General features: G+C 39.7%; 18 protein-coding genes. 4 read left to right on the top strand and 14 right to left on the bottom strand.

Going from position 1 to position 21662, the window contains the following annotated elements; genetic code table 11:
- Positions 1-27: 27 nt before the first annotated feature.
- The 5 genes from BXY_RS19325 to BXY_RS19305 form a co-directional block, all read right to left on the bottom strand.
- The gene (locus BXY_RS19325; RefSeq protein ID WP_015532723.1) at positions 28-1587 is read right to left on the bottom strand and encodes an ATP-binding protein; all 1560 of its coding nucleotides are present in this window, start codon (positions 1585-1587) and stop codon (positions 28-30) included.
- A 76-nt stretch (positions 1588-1663) separates the two neighbouring features.
- The gene (locus BXY_RS19320; RefSeq protein WP_015532722.1) at positions 1664-2644 is read right to left on the bottom strand and encodes a FecR family protein; all 981 of its coding nucleotides are present in this window, start codon (positions 2642-2644) and stop codon (positions 1664-1666) included.
- 67 nt (positions 2645-2711) lie between these two features.
- Positions 2712-3308, bottom strand: a complete 597-nt coding sequence (locus BXY_RS19315) for an RNA polymerase sigma-70 factor (RefSeq protein WP_008643132.1) — start codon at positions 3306-3308, stop codon at positions 2712-2714.
- A 212-nt stretch (positions 3309-3520) separates the two neighbouring features.
- Positions 3521-4819 carry a porin family protein gene (locus BXY_RS19310; protein ID WP_015532721.1) on the bottom strand — a complete coding sequence of 433 codons (1299 nt, stop codon included), beginning with the start codon at positions 4817-4819 and terminating at the stop codon, positions 3521-3523.
- A gap of 6 nt (positions 4820-4825) precedes the next feature.
- On the bottom strand, positions 4826-5374 hold the full coding sequence (locus tag BXY_RS19305) for an RNA polymerase sigma factor (protein ID WP_004314738.1): 549 nt from the start codon (positions 5372-5374) through the stop codon (positions 4826-4828).
- Between the two features lie 176 nt (positions 5375-5550).
- Here BXY_RS19305 and BXY_RS19300 point away from each other — a divergent pair, with 176 nt between their 5' ends.
- A complete protein-coding gene (locus BXY_RS19300; protein WP_015532720.1) occupies positions 5551-6273 on the top strand; it encodes a NigD1/NigD2 family lipoprotein in 723 nt (240 codons plus the stop codon).
- A gap of 139 nt (positions 6274-6412) precedes the next feature.
- Here the strand turns inward: BXY_RS19300 and BXY_RS19295 are convergent, their stop codons facing one another.
- Positions 6413-7102 (bottom strand): MIP family channel protein, encoded by a 690-nt coding sequence (locus BXY_RS19295; protein ID WP_004314740.1) that lies wholly within the window; start codon positions 7100-7102, stop codon positions 6413-6415.
- 117 nt (positions 7103-7219) lie between these two features.
- Between BXY_RS19295 and BXY_RS19290 the strand changes: the two genes are divergently transcribed.
- A complete protein-coding gene (locus tag BXY_RS19290) occupies positions 7220-7390 on the top strand; it encodes a hypothetical protein (RefSeq protein ID WP_015532719.1) in 171 nt (56 codons plus the stop codon).
- 24 nt (positions 7391-7414) lie between these two features.
- Here BXY_RS19290 and BXY_RS19285 read toward each other — a convergent pair whose 3' ends face one another.
- Positions 7415-8341: a hydrogen peroxide-inducible genes activator gene (locus BXY_RS19285; protein WP_015532718.1), complete on the bottom strand. Its 927-nt coding sequence runs from the start codon at positions 8339-8341 to the stop codon at positions 7415-7417.
- A 138-nt stretch (positions 8342-8479) separates the two neighbouring features.
- Between BXY_RS19285 and BXY_RS19280 the strand changes: the two genes are divergently transcribed.
- Positions 8480-8956, top strand: a complete 477-nt coding sequence (locus BXY_RS19280) for a Dps family protein (RefSeq protein WP_004314742.1) — start codon at positions 8480-8482, stop codon at positions 8954-8956.
- Positions 8957-9051: 95 nt separating this feature from the next.
- Here BXY_RS19280 and BXY_RS19275 read toward each other — a convergent pair whose 3' ends face one another.
- The 6 genes from BXY_RS19275 to BXY_RS19250 all read right to left on the bottom strand — a co-directional run bounded on the left by BXY_RS19275 (position 9052) and on the right by BXY_RS19250 (position 18998).
- The gene (locus tag BXY_RS19275) at positions 9052-10251 is read right to left on the bottom strand and encodes a DUF1735 and LamG domain-containing protein (RefSeq protein WP_009040774.1); all 1200 of its coding nucleotides are present in this window, start codon (positions 10249-10251) and stop codon (positions 9052-9054) included.
- A 21-nt stretch (positions 10252-10272) separates the two neighbouring features.
- The gene (locus BXY_RS19270) at positions 10273-11343 is read right to left on the bottom strand and encodes a glycoside hydrolase family 18 (protein WP_015532717.1); all 1071 of its coding nucleotides are present in this window, start codon (positions 11341-11343) and stop codon (positions 10273-10275) included.
- Between the two features lie 29 nt (positions 11344-11372).
- Positions 11373-13013 (bottom strand): SusD/RagB family nutrient-binding outer membrane lipoprotein, encoded by a 1641-nt coding sequence (locus BXY_RS19265; protein WP_118407693.1) that lies wholly within the window; start codon positions 13011-13013, stop codon positions 11373-11375.
- 22 nt (positions 13014-13035) lie between these two features.
- Entirely contained in the window at positions 13036-16356 is a 3321-nt protein-coding gene (locus BXY_RS19260; protein ID WP_195435602.1) for a SusC/RagA family TonB-linked outer membrane protein, read from the bottom strand.
- A 253-nt stretch (positions 16357-16609) separates the two neighbouring features.
- Entirely contained in the window at positions 16610-17530 is a 921-nt protein-coding gene (locus BXY_RS19255; RefSeq protein WP_004314747.1) for a FecR family protein, read from the bottom strand.
- A gap of 172 nt (positions 17531-17702) precedes the next feature.
- Positions 17703-18998 carry a leucine-rich repeat domain-containing protein gene (locus BXY_RS19250; RefSeq protein WP_208946861.1) on the bottom strand — a complete coding sequence of 432 codons (1296 nt, stop codon included), beginning with the start codon at positions 18996-18998 and terminating at the stop codon, positions 17703-17705.
- Between the two features lie 377 nt (positions 18999-19375).
- Here BXY_RS19250 and BXY_RS19245 point away from each other — a divergent pair, with 377 nt between their 5' ends.
- Entirely contained in the window at positions 19376-19939 is a 564-nt protein-coding gene (locus BXY_RS19245) for an RNA polymerase sigma-70 factor (protein ID WP_004315177.1), read from the top strand.
- A 568-nt stretch (positions 19940-20507) separates the two neighbouring features.
- Here the strand turns inward: BXY_RS19245 and BXY_RS19240 are convergent.
- A complete protein-coding gene (locus tag BXY_RS19240; protein WP_015532714.1) occupies positions 20508-21647 on the bottom strand; it encodes an AMP-binding protein in 1140 nt (379 codons plus the stop codon).
- Positions 21648-21662: the final 15 nt, after the last annotated feature.

The following is a 21662-nucleotide window of genomic DNA, read 5'->3' as shown; positions in this document are numbered from 1 at the left end:
CTATTCTATATTTTACTCAATAAACGATTATATTACTTTGTATTCACCAATATTACGTTCTTCAGCATTAAAGGAAACTCCCACTTTTACTAGCTCACGCCCGTCTGTCCGGTAAGGTAACAAATATCCTTTTTCATCTATTTGTTTCAAAGCTTCGTCTACTGTTCCTTCCAGTTTAAACTCAAAAACATAAATACGGTCTTTCGTTTTCACCACGGCATCGGCACGACCTTTTGCGCTACGGACTTCTGCATCTACATATTGTCCCATCAACTTAAAGACGAGATAAAAAATAACCTGATAATGACGTTCGGTCTTTGTGTTCAATTCGTAAGGTATGTCGGCAAAGAATGATTTCATACGTTCCATAAAGGAATGAACGTCGCCCGACTGAAGTTCACGGACAAACTTAACTGCATTAAAATCCGTTTCATCAGAAGAGATGGGTGTATAATAGGGGATCAGGAATTTAAGAAAGCCATATTTTACCTCATCATTCGGAAAACCTAGCGTATATAGGTTCAATGATTTATCAAAGTTTTTAATGGTCAGATAACCGCTTTGGTAAATCATCGGAAGGGGATTTTTTGTCTCTGCACGGTATTCGGCAAATCCGGAACTTCCTACTTCCAAGCCATCTATCAGCAAACGTAAATCATAATCACTTTGTTTCAGCAGGTCTACAAGATAGGTAGGAGTACCGGTCTGGAACCAGTAATTATCAAACATTAATCCATCAAAGACATTGAGGACACTGAAGGGATTAAACAATCCATCTTCGCTATATGTAAAGTGATATCCATCGTACATTGCCGTCATTTTATCGACAGTATCTTCAAAAGACATCTCCTGCACTTCTGCCAACCGCTCCAACTCGGGAGTAAATGTGGATACTAATTCTTTTTTAGTAATACCACAGATATTGGCGTATGGAATCTTCATGCTAATATCATTCAGTTGATTCAAATCACTGAACACACTTACTTGGGCAAATTTTGTGACTCCTGTCAAGAATATAAACCGAAGATAGCGGTCGGAACTTTTCAGTACACCATAAAAGGCTTTCAGAATACGACGGTATTCATCCAACAGGTTCTCATCTAAAAGGGCTTGCAGCAAAGGTTTATCATACTCATCAACCAATACCACAACTCCTTTTCCTGTTTTCAGGTAGGCTTGTTCAATGATATAACCAAAACGTTCTTCAGGACTACGGTCTTTCTTCTCATCACCATATACGGCTTCCCATTTCTCCAAATACTGGTTTAGCATGGCGACCAAATCTGCCGCCGTCTCATATTTCTTCGCATTCAAATCAAGATGCAGAACCGGATATTGCTCCCACTTCGTCTCTAACTTTTCAATTGCCAAGCCTTCAAAAAGGTCTTTACGACCCTGAAAGTAGGCTTCAAAAGTGGAAATTAGCAGACTTTTGCCAAAACGACGGGGACGACTAAGAAAATAAGGCACTTTAGTAGCTACTATCTGATATATAATGGCTGTTTTATCCACATACAAACACCCCTCTGCACGCATCTTTTCAAATGTCTGTATCCCTATCGGCAATTTACGTTCCAATGTATTCATTGCATCTTCAAATTAGTGTACCACAAATATAGACGTTATTCGATGAATAAACAAAGATACTCTATGAAAGTTCCACTTATTTCTCTTTCAAAACAATCACCGAACCGTCCATTTCATAATAGAAAGGTGAAGTAAGCATCAGGATATTCAATGCATTCTGTATGCCACCTCCCGGAATGGTTCCGGTGAAATATTCATTAGGTAGTTTATTGGAGTCGAAACGAATCTCTACGTCATAGATGCGTGAAAGGGTTTTCATTATATTCTCCAAAGATTCTTTCTCGAAATAGATATTTCCTTTCGTCCATTCAATGTAGTCACTCGGGTGTACTTGAGTGGCTGTTATCTTATGAGTGGCTTTATTATATTCTATTTTGTCGCCGGGCTTCATGATATGCGATGTTTTCTGCGCATAGACTCCAACTTTTCCTTCCAAAAGAACGACTGTCACGTCTTTAGCATCTTCATAGGCAGATACATTAAAAGAAGTACCGAGTACTTTCACTTCCAAATCGCCTACCTGTACAATAAAGGCGCGCTTTTCATCATGAGCTACTTTGAAATAGGCTTCACCATTCAGTTGCACACGACGCCCATTTTCTCCGAAGTTATTCAGATAGCTTAATTGCGAAGCAGAATTGAGAACGACATTCGTTCCGTCCGGCAATTCGATGGTTGCTTTATCTCCTTTATCAGCTTTTACTATAAAGGGCGCTCCCACTGTTTGGGAAGAATCTACAAGATAGTAGGTGAAGAAGGCAATACAAATGGGTAAAACGATGGCGGCAGCCCATTTCCAAGGATTCATACGAATAGTTCTTGGGTTCTCTTTTCCCTGTGTTTCTTCTTTTCCCTGCGTCTGTTCTTTGATTCGGGCAAATAGTTTATCGCGCAGTACCGGATTAATGCCGGCATCCGATTTGGAAAATTCTTCTTCCCACCAGTTCTGTAAATGGCGGTCGTTCTTTATCCAATCGGAGAGCTTTTTTATTTCAGCATCCGTTATATTTCCATCGAAATACTTTTCAATCAGTTCTTTATAATATATCTTATCCATCTTCTTTCCTGCTTATTTACAAGTATACATTTTCATCCTATCTACTATCCAAAAACGTGTATTACAATTACATTTCATTAACAAAAAAGGCAATCAGAAGCGCAATTACCTTATCGTAATGCTTCATCAACTGTTCACGCATAAATTTCACCGCCAAAGATAATTGCGTGGCGACTGTACTTTCAGAAATACCCATCATTTCAGCAATTTCCTTATTCGTATAGTTCTGACGCTTACTTAAGATAAAGATTTTCTTTCGCTGTGCCGGCAATTCTTCCGCTAATGAGTCGATATAATCGTTCAAGAAACGAAGATCAATAGTATCTTCCGTCTGTGAATCATGGTCTAGTCCGCTTTTCAGCAGATATTCATTGTAAACATATTCAACGGTCTGACGCTGGTACATATTCATCAGTAAATTTTTGGCTATCGTACAAAGAAAAGAAATAAATGAAGCGTTCGTATCGACTTTCTCACGTACTTCCCATATACGGATAAAAGTGGATTGCACCACTTCTTCAGCCATATATTGATTGCCGGAAGAAAGCCGCATAATGAAATTGTACAGTTTACCGCTGTACATATTATACAATCTTTCAAATGCTTGAAAAGAACCGTCTTTTAAATCGATTAATAAATGTTTTTCATCTGTAAAATTCACCATAGCTTAGAATTTTGCAACAAAGGTATGCAACCATAGACCATTAACAGGTGACAATATTATTAATATTTTCTCAATTATCCGATTTTTATGAGGAAAAAGATACTAATATCAGGATAGTGACGCCATCCGGTCAAGATAGTGACGCTATCTAATCAGGATAGTGACGCCATCTTGAACGGATACCGTCACTATGTTCAGTAAGGTAGTTCGCATTAATAAGTCAAGCGGATACCAGCCTGTATATTGAAATTAAACGGATTCTCTTTACGTATGGTCTGTATATCCGAACCGTCATCAAAATAATAAGCAACACCGGGTTCTACATAGATACCCAGACGTTTCGTTGCGTTCACCTGTGCACCTACCGCACCAGATACCGAGAATTGCAAAGGTTTCACCGTTTCTTTCTCGGAACCAAGCTTTCCATACACACACTTCTCAACCATACCTCCACCGGAAACGTAGAGAGTGACGAGTTTTTTATCAAGGAAATTCCAGTTGGCACGCAGCGGAATACCTACATAATGAAGTTTTTGTTCTATCTGCTGCTCTTCACCCGCCAGTTTCGCATCCGAAGAAAGCAATGTGTAAGTCAATCCCGTTTCGAGAGAGAATCCTTTGGCCAGTCCTTTACGGACGGACAATCCGAAGGAAATTGGTTGATGGTGCTTAATGTCGACCACTTGTTTTGCCTGACGCAGATAAGGCACTCCATCTTCAAAAACCAATGTCTGATCGTTAGGTATCTCCATCAAACCGTTGGAAACAGAAAGCATATTCACACGAGACATATAAGCATGAGAGCCGGCACCGACTTCTGTGGATGCTCCGCCCGAATTTCCAACCGATAGTCCCATGGACCATGTTCCTTTTTGAGATGCTCTTTTTTCTGCCGGAATATGCAGCTTGTCTCTGCCGGAAGGACGACGCGGCCTGTTGTTCGGCCGTTTAGTATCCTGTGACTGTGTAGCCTGACCCACATTTTCACTGTCAACCTGCCTTGCTTCATTTTTCGTCTGTTCCGTCTCACCTTTGAGCGTCTGATCTTTCTCAATCACAGGATTATTTTCATTCCCTGTTACAGGTTCGTTGCTATTTTCTATTGCAGATTGATCTGCATTTGTTTTCTGTTCTGTAAGATTCTTATCAATTTTCGCCAAACGGTCTTCACGAGCCACTGGTCGCAAGACGGGTTCTACGGAAGTGCCCTGCACATCCGGTTGTTGCACACCCGGCAACGCATCGGGTGTAGATGCCAATGCCGGAGTCTTTATATGACGTATTTCATCCGCAGCCGGTGTCCCCAGAAAATATAGACTTACCGACGAAACCACGGCTAACAATATAACAGCTGCAGCAGCCATCATCCATTTTCGATAAGGATATATTTTCTTCTCCACAGGAGGCATAAGTTCTTTCTCCAGTTGTTCCCAACCGGAAGCAGGCACCGGCTCGGAATAATCCGCGAGCTTCTCCTTCAACTTATTCATCCACAATTCTTTCTCTTCCATCTCTATCTATCCATTATGCATTATCCATTCTTTTACTCTTTTTGCCAATACACTCTTCGCACGAAATAGCTGCGAAGCCGAAGATTTTTCATTAATACCTAATTCCTGTGCGATTTCTTTATGCGATTTGTCTTCGAATGTATAAAGGTTAAACACTGTACGATATCCGGCAGGTAGTTCTTCTATAAACTGCATCAACACTTTCTGTGGAATAGCTTCTACATCAGAAGCGTCCGGTTCTTCATATTCTTCAGGCAACTCTTCTAATGGTGCCGACTGATTGATTACATCATTTTTCCGGAGATATTGCAAAGCTGTGTTGACCATCACCCTTTCCATCCAGGCCCGCAGGGAGCCTTCACCCCTCCAGGTGAACTTGTCGAAGGAATCGAATATCTTTAAAAAACCGTCGTGAAGCAGATCCTGGGCTGTATCACGGTCGCCGGTATAGCGAAGACAGATGCCAAGCATACGTCCCGCATACTGCTCATACAGTTCTTTGCGAGCTTGGTTATTGCCTAGCCTGCATTGTTCCGACAACTCTAATTCTTCCATTCTCTTATACACGTGTTTAACTTATAAATGCAGCAAAGATAGAAATACTGCATAGAGAGAACAACTCTTTTATCACTTTTGTTTCTTTAACAGATTCAAATGCAATATTTTCTATCCCATTGCATTTTCACAATACAAAGGAACCATTTTATATAATCTAAAACTTAAATAAGTATATGAAGAAATTTAAATTCATTGCCTTTATCTTTGCTATTATGACTACAATGCCGATTCTCCAGTCATGTTTGGACGACGATGACAACCCGTCCGATCTTCTGGTTGTCAGTACCATCAATATGATTAGCCAGGATAGCAAGGAATTTTATTTCACTTTGGATGACGGGAAAAAGATGTATCCCAGCAATGCGCAAGGATGGAGTAATAAAGATTGGGTGGAAGGACAACGAGCTTTTGTGATATTCAACGAGCTGGAAGAGCCTGTGAATGGATACGACCTTAATATTCAGGTGAGAGGTATCAATCCAATCTTAACTAAAGACATCATCACGATGGGTGAAGATGACAACGACGAAGAAAAAGTCGGAGATGACAAGATCAACACAACTTATATGTGGATCAACAAGGATAATAAATATCTAACGATTGAATTCCAATATTATGGAACGCATAGTGAAGATAAAAAACATTTCCTGAATCTAGTGATTAATGACAAAGAAGAAACCGCTCCCACTGCTGACGAAGACAGTGCGGAGGACGAATATATCAATCTGGAATTCCGTCATAACAGTGAAGGTGATTATCCTCAAAGCCTGGGCGAAGGATATGTATCTTTCAAACTGGATAAGATCAAAGACCGGATGGAAGGGAAAAAAGGATTAAGGATCCGTGTCAACACTTTATATGGCGGACCGAAAACTTATGAAGTAAAGTTTCCCTAAGATTATAAATCTAATGTAAACGTGCAAAACACACTCTTTTTTAATATAATATATTAATTACGCAAAAGAGGGCGGTAGTTGTGAAACTGCCGCCCTTTTATCTTCTCCTTTATATAAAGAAGTTATCCTTATAAAGGAATTATTTCTTTTCTTCCTTATCTCCCAGATAATTCCAAACTACCGCACTCAACGCAGCTCCTACAAATGGAGCAATGATGAACAGCCACAACTGCGACAGTGCTTCTCCTCCCTGGAATAATGCCGGAGCAATACTACGTGCCGGGTTTACAGAAGTCCCTGTGATAGGAATACATACAATATGTACCAATACAAGAGTCAAACCGATGGCAAGTCCTGCCAGATTGCCTGCTCCCTTCTTCGAGTCAGTAGAGCCGAGCACCACTAATACAAAAATGAAAGTAAATACTGCTTCCGCAATGAATGCCTGCAACATTTCTCCATCGCCAAAACCATTGGAACCTGTAGCCGTAGGTCCGTCATGAGCACCGGTGGAAACTAAGGCAAAAAGAATAGCCGAGCCGATAATAGCTCCGATTACCTGGAAAATCATATACATACCTGCATCTTTTCCATTCATACGCCCAGTTAAGAACACTCCTAATGTAATAGCAGGATTAATGTGACATCCTGAAATACCTCCGATAGCATACGCCATCGCTACTACTGAAAGACCAAATGCTAAAGCTACACCGACTGTTCCCACGCCAGCACCTACCGTACCGGTTACACTACCGGCAAAAACGGCACTTCCGCATCCCATAAGAACGAGCACCATCGTTCCAATCATTTCTGCAATGTACTTTTTCATAACTATAAATAATGGTTGATGCATCAAATATAGAGAATTAACCCAAGAAAACAAAGCCTACGTGCCTAAATTATTATTGCCTTCGCAACATTTTTGAATAAAAGACAAGCAAATAAAATGAAAAAAGGACTTTTGCACGCCATATTAGCCTCTACCTTATGGGCTACCGTAAACTCTTTTATCAAGCAAGAATTGAGCTATGACTTCACTCCAATGAATTTCTCCGGAATCCACTTTGCCACTGTTGAAATTATTCTTTTCGCTTATACCCGATACAAGGGTATATGACAGGAATCATCTCAACCTCTATTATTATAGCAAACACTGTATGGACTGCAAAGTAAGCATTTCTTTTGGGACTGCAGCTTTTATTTCCTCTTTCAGAACACATAGCAGGCTATGACGAATAAAATCTCTATTTGTCGCCAACACCACTTGCCGCGTCGGTCGGGGGATAGCAAACGGACGTACTAATTGTCGCTGTTCTTCCGTCAATTGAGCCACTGCCAGTTCGGGAATAAAAGTGATTCCTTTTCCGCTTTCTACCATTCTCATAAAGGTTTCCATGCTTCCCAAACGATAAGCCATCTGACTAACCTTCACCGCTTCCATCTGACAGAAACGGACAAGTTGGTCACGAAAGCAATGTCCTTCGTCCAAAAGCCAAAGATGTTCACCGGTTATATCGGAAGTGCGGATTATGTCATGTTTGAACGAGGGTTCTTTCCGTGATACATAAGCATAGAATTGCTCATAGAAGAGAGTTTCTTCCGTCAAGAATGTGTCTTCTAATTTACTGGCAATAATCCCTGCATCCAAATCACCGGCATGCAGAGCTTGCTGAATATCCTGGGTTTTCATTTCCGTGACACGAATATCCAGTTCGGGATATTTCTCCATCAGTTGAGGGAAAAAGCGGGGTAGCAAATAAGGAGCGATAGTGGGTAATACTCCCAAACGGAACACGCCTGATAATGATTGCTTATCTTCACTGATGATTTCTTTTACTTGAGCTGCCTGCGCCAGAATCACACGAGCCTGGTCTATCACTTTCTGCCCGATGGGTGTCGGACAAACGGGTTGCACTGTCCTATCGAATAACTTTACTCCCAATTCATCTTCCAGCTTCTGAATCATGGCACTCAAAGTAGGTTGCGTCACACGGCAATATTCGGCTGCCCGTGCGAAATGCCTGAACTGGTCTACGGCTAATATATATTCTAATTGTTGTATCGTCATCTATCAAATCATGTTAAGTTATAGATTTCATCTATGCAAAGATAGAAATTTTCAGTTTGACAACAAGCATTTTCCGCCTTATCTTTGCAGTACAGAAAAAAAAGAAAACAAGTATAAATCATTAAAAATAAAAAGAATATGAAAACTTTAGAATTTATCAAACTGAATGAATCGGGAGCAAACAACGTAGTAGCATCTTTGCAACAACTATTAGCAGACTTCCAAGTGTATTACACCAATCTCCGCGGTTTCCACTGGAATATCAAAGGACATGATTTCTTTGTTCTCCACAGCCAATTCGAAAAGATGTATGATGACACAGCCGAAAAGGTAGACGAAATTGCAGAACGTATCTTGATGTTGGGCGGTACTCCTGCCAATAAATTCAGCGATTATTTGAAAGTAGCAAATATCAGTGAAGTAGATAAGGTGAGCAACGGCGAACAGGCACTGAACAATATCCTTCAGAGTATCAGTTATCTGATTGGTGAAGAACGTAAAATCTTGTCTATCGCTTCTCAAGCCGGAGATGAAGTAACCGTTTCGATGATGAGCGATTATCTGAAAGAACAGGAAAAATTGGTTTGGATGTTGACGGCTTATAATAGCAAGTAATTAAGATAAAAGGTTTAAGTTTAAAAAAGGAGATGTGTCAAAATAATCACATCTCCTTCTTATTTCTATTCAAACTTACAAATAAACTAGAAGAATCAAGGACAAGGTACTTCAGTCATCCATTCTATAGCACCACTTCCTTCCTTCACAGCAGTATGACCATGTCCGGTATAATCCTTACACTCATCACTCATATCATCCAGCTTCCAGTAGCCTTCCAACCCTTCACTGTCAACTTCTACAAAACAACGATGAAGCGGATTCTTCAATTCGGAAGCAGACAATGCCCTTGTCCAAAAACGTGCTTCGCTCACAGAACCTTTCAAATAGAAACCGTTTTGCACTCCCGGTGCAGCTCCGATGTAGAACTTATCTGACAATGAAATCGGATTTGCATATTCCGCTTGTACAAACAAAATTCCATCAATGTACAAAGACAGGGTATTATTTTCAAATACTCCGGCTACATGATACCAAGCATTCTTTTCGAGCGTATATCCCAACTTACCAGCATACACTGACCACCCTTTCGTTGCAAACATAAAGACAGGCACATCACCTTCACCTCCCACACGGTCAGGAGTTCCATCTACAAAAATCCATGTACCTTTCTCTGCATTCTCTCCAACAGGAAAACCTATAATACTCATTAGATTACCACCATAGTATTTAGGGAACTCCCATAAACTTACTCTTGTTTCGATAGTAAATGCGCTCATATTCTGGAATCTGCTGACATCATTATCCTTAAAGTTTATCTTAAAATAATTCTGTCCATTCAGTTTAGGAACATTCACAAGTAACTTCCTGTTGACTATGACATATAAAACATCACTTCCCGGCAAACTAGGATAATCCTTATTTTTACTAACCAATTTTACAGGTAACAAGAAATTAACGCCTTTCTGTATGGCATCTATGTCCTTTACCACTAGTTTCACCGCTTCGGAACGATATTTGCCGCTTTCTACCAACACAGAACTGCTCGACAATACACAAGCACCTTCCGGCAGAGTTTTGTAAGACTCTCCATGATCACTATTATAGCGTTCCACCAACGAATTGTCAATCATCAATTCACCTTCTATATTTGAATTTGCAATCAACGAACTGGAAATTGTTATTCCTAGTTCATCGTTATTGTTCGTTGCAGAAAAAGTCGTTATAGGAGTTTTTTCAGCAGCGGTGATATACACAGCTTCCACATCTATGCTTTCATTGCAGGCCGTTCCTATAAAGGCAAGGCATGAAAGGCACGCAACAGCCAATCTATTTTTTGTGAATAAATTCTTCATTTCTTTACAACTTTATAATTGTTATTCTTCGACTTCAACCTCTTCTCCGTCTGTTTCATCTTCCACTGTTTTACCAGCAGGATTCATAATCTGAATCGCCTGGCGTGCATAATAGTAATTATTAGGTGGTACAGGCAAATTCAGATGGTTTCCTTCAGCATATCCGAACTGTAACACATACGCACCGCAACCTGCCACGTTCTTCGGACTTTCGACAGCATAGTGAGCCATTCCCCATAAACTGGGAATATATTCATTGTCATATCTATAATTCACTCCACCTTGTCCAAACGCATTGCCAACCTGACTCACCCATTCACAAAAGATCCTCTTTTCATTCGGGAATCCTTTCCCATAATCTTGCCATCCATCCTGACATCTGTTATTCAGTGAAGATTCGGAACTGGCATTATATGCCTGACCGATAAAATAATCAAAACGGTCTGCATATTCAGCGTCATTCCACTGTCCGTCAACAACCAACAACTTATGTTTACCATTCACTTTATATTGCTCATCACACTTAGGTCCCAGGTATTTACTCATTACATCAATAAAAGTACGCATCATCTCTGTGGTATAACTATCTCCGCCGAAACTTGGTTCATAATCCAAATCAAATCCATCCAATCCCCATGTATAAATAGAATCAACCAGATTCTCAGCGTATACTATCATCGAATCTAAATCCTCTCTTCCTTCTCCAGTCGTAGCAAAATATTTATCCGGCCACATTGTCAATAATACCTTGGTACCTCTGCGCTCTTGAAGGAATTTCACATCCTCCCGATTCTGTTTATTATTCACATATCCGGTAAAGAATGAGACAATATCAAGGCTATCAGGGATACCTCTTAACCGAGTCTGCATGGAAGAAGTAGCAGGACTATAATTCATCCATGCAAAGAATATCTTATGATCCGAATTCTTGTAAGCAATCAATGCAGCCTCTTCTTCCGGTGTCAATTCTTTATATTTCATTTCCGGTAAAATAGTCGGTTCAGCTTCAATCCAATCGCTGCATCCGATAATCTGAGTCACCATAAACAGGCAACACAGAAATTTTATTATCCGATCGTTTTTCATATCCATATAAAACTATTAAGATTATACACTATTTTTTAATTCTGATAAGGTTTATCATTTCTTTTATCCCACCAAAGTTTCGTACCTCCATTGTCGGCGCCATCCAGCAATTCGGCATTATTCACAGCTTCCTGGTATAAATCAGGATAGTCTTTCGACAAGTTGGTAGGATAAGGCAATCTTGCCACTTGCTTTTTAGTGTCGATACGCCCGCCACTATTATTTCTGGCCACCCGAATCACTCTCGGACATCCTGTTCTTCTGAATTCGCTCCATGCCTCTTGCCCGTCGGGGAACAGGGCAATCCACTTTTGAGTAATGATTTTTTCCAATCTTTCATCAAAATTGGTAGCATCCGCCCAGTTCACAGACACCTGTCCCGTACTACTGTCACTATAACTGGAATTTTTGGGGTCAACATAACCTTTTGGCAAAGTAGTCCGCTTCATGTACGCAGTTGCATCTCCCGCTTTTGCCTGGGTAGCCCCCAGAGGTTGGGAAAAAGCAGTCGCAATCCCATTTTCATATAATGTTTCTGCGTCTCCTCCCGCATTCCATTTACGCAAAGCAGCTTCCGCACGTAGAAAATAGACTTCCGCAGCATTCATAAACTGGATAGGCGTACTTGAAGAGACATTCAGATTAGAAAATACCTTATAGTCATTTCCATTAAACATACTACCGCATCTGATTCCGTTATATTCTTTAAATCCGGAAACTTCCGATTTGGCAAACCAAATATCCAGACGAGGATCTTCATACCCTTTCAAATAGCCCTCCAGGGTTGCTCCCAAACGACTGTCATTGTAAGTGTAACAAATCATATACAAAGGATTGACCGTTGCAGAGCCATCCACTTTTAACATGGCATTATCCTCATTATCAATAAATACACCGTCTCTTATTGCCTCTTCAGCTTTCTGCTGGGCCATCGTTTCGTTTACATAAACGATACGAAGAGCTAGGCGCAACTTCAAAGAATTGGCAAACTTTACCCACTTTTCAAAATCACCGCCATAAATCTTATCATAACTTACCAATGGCTTGGCACCGGGATTATCTTTGATAAACTCTTTCAATATCCCGATTGCCTCATCCAGTTCGCTAAAGAACTGTTCGTAAATGTCTTGCTGTGAAGTGAACGGCACATCGGAAGCAGGTGCGAAATCCTTATAAGGAATCGGACCATACATATCCGTGATGCGGTGCATACCGAAAACTTTCAAAATCTGTCCCACTGCAAATGTGGAAGGGTTGATATTCCTTTTAGTATAAAGGGTATACCAAGGACTCATATAATTCTGATAAGCCACAGTATAAGCCGCCGCACACCAGTCGGGATACATATCATACGTCGTATTGTTTCTTCCGTTACTATCAAACATGTTGGAAGCTCCCTGATGCCCGGAAAAGATATCTCCGGCAAGGCTAAACATTTTCTGATAGTTATTGACATCTATATTCTGGTCTTTTGTAATACACGGATACATCTGATACTGCATCTGCGTTATCATCGAGCCCGTACCCAAGTTGTCATATCCCAGCTCTTCTTCCGTCACAGCATTGGGATCGGTATTTGTCTCCATGAAATCTCCTGTACAAGCTCCTAATATCCACAAAGAACAAGCAGAAACCAGAAGCAGACTTTTGCCGAAATATCTATTATTTAGTATCATTTTCATCTGTTTGTTAATTTAATTATAATGTAAATTTAAGACTCACACCGAAGCTTCTTAAACTCGGCATCATGAAATAGTCTATACCTTGATAGAAAGTACCCACTGAAGAGGTTAGTTGCGGGTCAAAAGGAGCCTTATTATAAATCATAAACAAATTACGTCCGGTCACGGACAGAGTCAAATCCTTCACAAAGTTCTTGAACAATGGTTTGAAACGATAAGAAAGCGAAGCTTCCCTCAAACGTATATTGGTAGCATCATATACATAATTGGACAACACGCCTGTACCTGCCCCCACTTGAGTATAGTAAGTTTCTGCATCCATCAGCACTCCGTTTACAAGCACGCCACCATTGTCACGCGCCTTTGCACTCTGTTCAGATGCACCGAAAGAATCCAGAACAGCTTGTGTGGCAGAAACCACTTTTCCGCCAATCCGGGCATCAATCAGGAAGGAAAGCGTAAACCCTTTATAGCTGAACGCATTGTTAAATCCCAAAGAACAATCCGGATTGGTATTTCCCGCATAAATCAAATTCTCATTGTCCACCATCATGCTCAAGGTATTCGGATTCACATATACATATCCGTTTCCGTCTTTTTTCACCGAATTGACATATATATCACCGATAGAACCACCTTCATCAATATAGTTACGGAATGAATAAGAAAGTCCTCCCATGTCGAAATGTGAAACATTCATATCGGCTCCGGTAAACGGATTAGGAATATTTCTCACCAATTCCACAATTTTGTTTTTATTGTAGGTTACCGTAAGTTTCGGTGAATAATTGAAATCTCCGAATGTCAAATCCGCATCAATAGAAGCCTCAAGACCTTTATTGTTTACTTTACCGGCATTCACATAGAAATTGGCATAACCGCTGCTTTCCGGTGCTCTGAACTTAAACAACTGGTCGTAGGTGTTAGCGTTATAATATGTTATGTCTAATCCTAACTTGTTATTCAGGAAACGGGCATTCAAACCAATTTCAAACGACTGTGTCTTTTCAAATTTCAAATTGTCGATAGGAAGGTCGGGATTGATACTTACACCACCGCCCGGACTAATCGGATAAGACGGAATAGTAATTCCGGCAAGTGACATCGGCACATTTCCTACCTTAGCATACGACAGACGAAGCTTGGAGAACGTCAATATTTTCTCCGGCACTTTGAAGAACTCTGTCAACACAAAAGACATACCTACCGACGGATAGAAGAAACTCTTGTTCTTGGTATTGGCAAGCAACGAAGTCCATTCGTTACGTCCGGTTACATCAAGGAATATTTTTCTTTTCCAATCCACAGAAGCACTAAAGAATACGGCTTGCGACTTCATCTTTTTACCTTCCTGATATTGGGGTTCCGGAGTCAGGTTGTTCAATGTAAACTTATTGGCTACACTGGCGAGAGGTGCTCCGAATTCTAGTTTGTTAGAATTGGCCGTATAATCGAATGAAGCATTCTTAAAGCTGGCACCCGCATTGACTACAAATCCCCAGTCTGATACCGTTTTCTGGAAATTGGCAATCACATCTCCATAATCCTGTATATTCTTTTCCGTTGCCAACAAGTACGAGCCTTTATCCGAGCTGGAAGCCAGCAACAGCAATGTAGAAGCATAATTTTTGATTTCATTCTTCTTGTTATCACGGTCCGTACGGAAACGGGCACTGATGTTAAACCATTCATTGAACGTATATTTCAAACTTCCACCAATAATAAAACGTTCATTATGGTTTATATTGAAATTGCGGTGTGTAATCCAATATGGATTCTGGATGCTTCTCTTTTGGTCGCCATAGGGCCAGAATTGAACCGGGAATCCTCTGTCCGCACTATAACGCTCATAAGATTTATACTTATCTATATTATCACCGCGAGGAAACAGATAAATCGGTACAATCGGATTATAATAGTCACCTTGCGAAAGCATATTCTGCGCTTTCTTGTTCGTATACATAAAAGTAGCTCCCAAAGAAAGTTTGTCCGTAATGGTATATGTACCATTATAGGAAACATTGTAACGGTCGAGGTTGTTATTATGAACTACCCCACGGGCATTGTAAGAAGAAAGGGAAATATAGGATTTATGATTCTCCGTTCCCAACTGTGCCCCGATACTGTTAGAGAAACTCATACCCGTGTCAAAGAAATCTGCCGGATCATAATTCGCAGGAGTCTCCAGCTTCGGCCCCCAACTGGAAAATTCATCCGTACGACTTCCGTACGTATTTTGCAACTTTGGCAAGAGAAGTGGTTGGTAGAAATCGGAATAATGGGAAAATGAAATACGAGGCTTTCCGTCTTTCAGTCCTCCTTGTTTGGAGGTCAACATGATTACTCCATTCGCAGCCTGACCACCATAGAGAGCAGCTGCCGAAGGTCCTGTCAACACAGTCACTTCCGCAATATCCTCCATATTGATATTGGAGATACCGTCACCTTCGTCTACTCCTCCATACTGTGCATTAGAGGTAGCCCCTCTCCGCGGGAAAAGATCGGGAAGCGGTATACCGTCCAACACATACAATGCATTATTGTTTCCTTCCGCGTTTACAGACTTGCTACCACGCATCACCACCTTTGTGGACCCACCAATACCGGAAGCCCCTTGGCTAATTGTGACACCTGCCACCTTACCGTTCAACGCATTCGGCACACTGGCTTCCTTGACAGACATAAACTGTGCATCGCCCAATTTCTGCACATTATAACTCAATGCCTTGTCCGAACGCTTGATACCCAATGCAGTGACAACGACTTCATCAAGCACTGCATTGTCTTCTTGAAGTACAATATTCAAAGTCGCATTTCCCGTAATTGTTACATTTTGAACCGTGTATCCTACATAAGAAAATTCAAGGACATCTCCTTTCTTCGTCCTAATCGTAAAATTACCGTCAATATCTGTAATTGTACCGACATTTGAACCTTTTACTTTTACATTTACTCCAATAAGAGGTTCGCCATTCACATCCTTTACTATACCTTTTACCGGAATAGTCGCATCTTCCATTGTTTTCTGTACGAAAGGTTTTGCGGAAAGAATAATCTGTTTATCCACCACCGTATAAGATATAGAAGTGCCTCGGAATATTTCATCCAGAATATCCTGTATCTTGCCGGAATTATTATTCACTGAAACAATGCGGTTCTTCTGAATCGCCTTATCATTATAAAGGAACACATAATCCGAACTTTCCTCTATCTTATTCAGTACCTGTTCAATAGATACATTATTCATCGAAATGACTCCCCGTATACGTTGGGCATAGCCATTTGCTGCAGAAAGTTGCAATACGACTGCAAAAAGTAATGTTAGACTAATCCTCATAACTAAAGGAAGTTTTAGATTTAAAGCATATTTAAAGCATAATGCAATAAATGAATGATTTTTTTTCATACATTTGTAGCTGACTAAAGTTTATTACTAAATGAACTAAGGTGTTGATTCCGGTTAGCGTTTGCGAGACCCTGTACCGTGAATCTTAGATTTGGGAGAAGACAGCCGTTGGTAGCGGCCCTCCTCCCTTTTTTGATTATCAATATGTGTTATATCATAGGCTATTTGTTTTTTCAGATGATTACTAATATAAATCTACTATTATTTTCGTCTTTGTAAATGTATCATCTTCCCGTTGTTCGGGAGTCAAAATCTTCCATTTCAGGTTTGCCGACTTAGCTAAATAATCTAATATCTGCGTCAATGTTTCCGTTCTGAAAGTAGCCCGATAGCTATACTCCTTTCCCAAATGATTATTGAATTCAATATCTACGTTGAAATGACGTTCCAGACGCTTGATTATTTCTTCCAACGAAGCATTCCGGAATATCAATTTTCCATCCTTCCAAGCCACCTTCCCATAAACATCCACTTTATTTTTCTGCACCTGGCGGGTTTGTTTGTCATAAACCAATTGTTCGCCGGGAATCAATGTAATCGTCTCCTGCCCGGGAGTCACTACATTGACTTTTCCTTTCTCCAATACAGTTTCTATGTAGTTATCGTCCTCGTAAGCTGTCACGTTAAATTGCGTACCATACACATATACACTCAACCCATTTGGCGTATTCACATAAAACGGACGCTCCGGTTCTGCCTCCACTCGAAAATAAGCCTCACCAGTCAGTTCCACATTGCGGTTGTCTTTTTTGAAAACAGTAGGATAACGCAACTTACTACCTGAATTGAGCCAGACAACAGAATGGTCCGGAAGTTCATAACGCACCACCGTTCCCATGGTAGAAATAACTTCTGCGTATCTTATTTCTTCTTCCGACTCTGCAAAATATAAATATCCCAAAATCAATGAAGCCAATAGCAACGGTATGGCCAGAAATGCAGCACAACGTATCAGTTGATTGTGCAGTCTCATTCTTTTCAGCCCTCTAATCTTCATTTGAGACTGTCGATAAGCAGCTAATGCATCAATCGACTCCATTTCTCTAATATCATCACCCAAAGCTTTCGCCTTGCGGAATGATGCCTCCAGTTCTTTATTATTCATACTTCCTTTTTTTATAATTGCAACTATATTAATAGTACAATCGACTCATTGAAAAGGGACATCAAAAGCCAATCATTTTTCAATAATCTGAAAAAAACATCCGTAGACTCTTTAATCTACATATAAGAAAAATCTACGGATGTTTTTCCATTCTCTTCTCTATTGATATAGACTACAACGGTCCTGTATATTCAAATCCCACAATATTAACAGAAGGATACGACGCATCTGCCCGCAAATTTAATACCCCCTCTATAGTATAAATATCACTAACCGCATCATATTTTACAATAAACGAACCGGGATCGTCAGAGTCTAAGCTTCTATAGCTGCCACCGCCTGTTACTGTCACATATGCACTATTTATTTGGGCTTTAGAATATTCTCCCGGTTGTAATTCGGATAATTTCAAACTTAATTGTATACGATTACTATCATCATCCGAAAGTATTAGCGTCAAACTGCCATACGAATATTTATATGCATCAGTCATTGTTAAATAGACATCAGTATTAGGCATAGTTTGAACTTCTACATTTACATTTTCATTCAGTTTTTTCAGATTACTTTCCCAAAAAGCGATTTGTTCCTCAGACAATAACACTTCAACTGTCCGGGCTTCTCCATCTATTGTTGTTTGGTTACCACAATGAAGCATAAAACCATCTTCATATAGCATAGCCTTCAACTTCAATGAGGACAAATGATTATTGTTACAATATAACTCTTTAAGATTTTCACTTTTTCCTACGGACAAATTGCTCAATTTATTATGGCTACAATCAAGTTGTGCAAGTTTAGGCCATGCTACATTTAATGTAGTCAATTCATTTCCACTAATTTTCAACACTTCCAGTCCTACAAATTCAACCAATTCATCCACACTTTTTATTTTGACTCCATTCACCCCACCGGTAATATCAATAGCTTTTACTGCTGACGCTTCATCAGGGGAAAGTACACCGTTACCATTCGTGTCCCACTTCGGGTAAGTAACTCCGTCTATTTCCTGCTCTGTATCCATTCTGGATTGACAATAAGCTTTCAATGCAGGGTCGGTTATTCTTTCAAGCACATCATTTCTTATCATAAATGTAGCTACAATTACTACATCCTCCATAGGCATAGTAAATGTGGAAGGATTTGCCTGCACATTCTCAACTATAGTATTACCGACTCTTACTTTCCATTCTTTAAATAAAAATCCATCAGCAGGAGTAGCCGTAACAGTCACAGCTTCTCCCGCTACGGCTATTTCCTTATCAGCTGTTGCAATGGCGCCGCCATAACCGGTAAATGCAGTAATTGAATGACCCTGCTTGTCTTCATCTTCTCCACACGAAAAGAATATAACACAAACTACAGCCATCAATAAAAAACTCAATCGTTTCATGTTTTTCAATTTTTGTTGATTAATAAATTTATTACTAAATGATTCAATGTTACCAACAAACTCATCTTGTTTCACTAAGGCGGTGAATTATCCTCACTTATCCACATTCATACTGATGATAAACTCACTTTCGATTCCCGGCAGCGTTTGCGAGACCCCGGACTATGAATCTAAAAACAAAAGAAGAAGATTGTTAATCAAGGTTCGTAGTGTTATTCAATTGAAATATATATATTCCATAGGCTATTATTTTAAGTTCAACAACATTAATAATACAAATAGGATGCCTAAAAAGGACAGAGAAATCAAACTTTTTTTTATTTTTTTCCGAATTCAGTTAAAATGAAACGATAATACCAACTGAAACACAAAAAAAGAATGGGAAATTAGGGTTAATCAATTATTGTATTATATATTTGTAGCAAAATGAAAAAACACAGAATCCCTAAATAATGAAAATTTCTTTTTCCAAACAGACTAAAGAACGGGCTTTCAAGCAACTTTATGAGGAATATTATGCCCCATTTTGTTTGTATGCCAAAAGGTTTGTTGACGATAAAGAAACACGTGAGGACATCGTTTCGGATGTATTCACTTCATTATGGGATAAACTGGATACTGACTCTTTTGATCTTCAATCGAACACTGCATTAGCTTACATTAAAATGTGTGTGAAAAATAACTGCCTGAATTTCTTGAAACATCAGGAATATGAATGGAGCTATGCGGAAAATATTAAGAAGAAAGCTCCAGTTTATGAAACGGAACCGGATAGTGTATATACTCTTGACGAACTGTATAAAATGTTGTATGAAACATTAGACAAACTTCCGGAGAACTATCGTACAGTATTTATGAAAAGTTTCTTTGAAGGCAAAACGCATGTAGAAATTGCAGAAGAGATGAATCTCAGTGTGAAATCCATCAACCGTTACAAGCAAAAGACAATGGAACTTTTGCGCAATGAACTGAAAGACTATCTGCCATTGTTACTTTTGTTATTCTATCGCACATAACAGTCTCTCCTTATCATCACATACAAACTATTACTTTTCCGTCTGAAAAATATTAATAGTAAAGTTGCTTTTGACTAATAGCAAACTTCCAATCCTTTATATATAAAGTTACTTTTGACTAATCATAAACTATAAATGCAAGCTTCGTTTTTATAATCAAAGGTTGCATTTATAAAAATAAAACTTGCAATTATATAATCAAAGCTTACAATTATAGTTTATAATAGGCGAAACACAAGTTTACTATTAACCCAAAACAAGTTTACCTATAATGAAGCATAACTTTACTATTAATGATTCAAGCGTAAAATAGCAGTAGATTGTTATACAACTGCTATGAGAAATAACAAGAATGAGTATGAGAAATGCCTGTTTTTAGGGACAGAGCACAGGAAAAATATGAGAAATGCCAACTTTTAAAAGTATTTCTCATATTCTATTACATTATGTTTCAACAGGTTGACTTATATTCATGAGAATATGAGAAATAGAATTGCCAAATCACTCTGGGGGGGAGGAGGCTCCCTAAGTTCCTCAATTTACAAGTTCACTAGTTTTACCGGGAACCTCAACTACATTTTGCATCATCATGTAGTTCTATGGATGGGAACTGCTGCGAATGGGAAAGGTATGATGCTGCCAAAGTGCGGCAGCCGACCCGGTCTATTTTGCCGTTTTCCGTCTGTGGAATAGATTCTGTAATAAAAATATGTTTGGGACGATAGTATGGTTCCAATGTTGTCTGCAACTTATTTTCTAGCTCTCTCGTATCCAATTGTCCCACTATCAATAAAGTGACAGCCTGCCCTAAGCGCTGATCCGGAACTGAAGTAATGACAAAGGACGCAGGAATAAACGGGCGAAGTAACTTCTCCATCTCTTCTGCTTGAATCTTAATTCCTCCACTGTTAATCACATTATCTTTCCGGCCTAGAATCATAAAACTTCCATCGGGATAGATACGTGCAATGTCATTGGTTTGCAAAATCTCATCACAGACAAGGGGGGCATCAATCACCAATGTGTTCTCTACGGATAAAGACAGTTTTACTGAAGGAAATGGATAATAATGTTCTGAAGCCGATGCTCCATTCAGACGACGAAGGGCAATATGCGACAAGGTTTCAGTCATGCCATAAGTGGAATAAACGGCAGTCGGAAGATATTTTATCTCCGTTTCCAGAGCCTCATCAACGGCTCCGCCTCCTATAATCAGAATATCCGTTTGCTTTAATCGTTCTTTCTCTTCGGGAACTTGCAACGTATTATAAACTTGCAGGGGAACCATTGCCACAAATCTCAAAGGCTCTTTTATATCCGCTAAAGGATGACCGGAAGCAGGACGTACAATCAAATTCAAACCTACAACCAATGAACGTACGACCACCATCATTGCACCGATATAACGAAGATTCATGCATAATAATGCCGACTCACCTTTCTTCAAATTCAGAAATTCACAAGTCAGACGCGCACTTTGCATCATTTGATCCTTGCGTACCATCAGTTCTTTAGGTATACCCGTGGAGCCCGATGTATGAACTGTAATAACAGGAGAATCATTAAACCATTCGTTCAGGAAAAGATATAAATTCCAATAAGCAGAAGAATGAGCTTCTGCTCCTCCTGCTATCAGTTGGCTTATATCCTCAAAAGTATATTCTTTTCCTTCCAGTAACAAGCGTTGTTGTTTTCGATCGAATATCATCGGAATATCCTTTAA

This window comes from Bacteroides xylanisolvens XB1A (genome assembly GCF_000210075.1).
Lineage (GTDB): Bacteria > Bacteroidota > Bacteroidia > Bacteroidales > Bacteroidaceae > Bacteroides > Bacteroides xylanisolvens.
The sequence above is the reverse complement of the archived record's forward strand: the minus strand, read 5'-3'. Positions and strand labels throughout refer to the sequence as shown.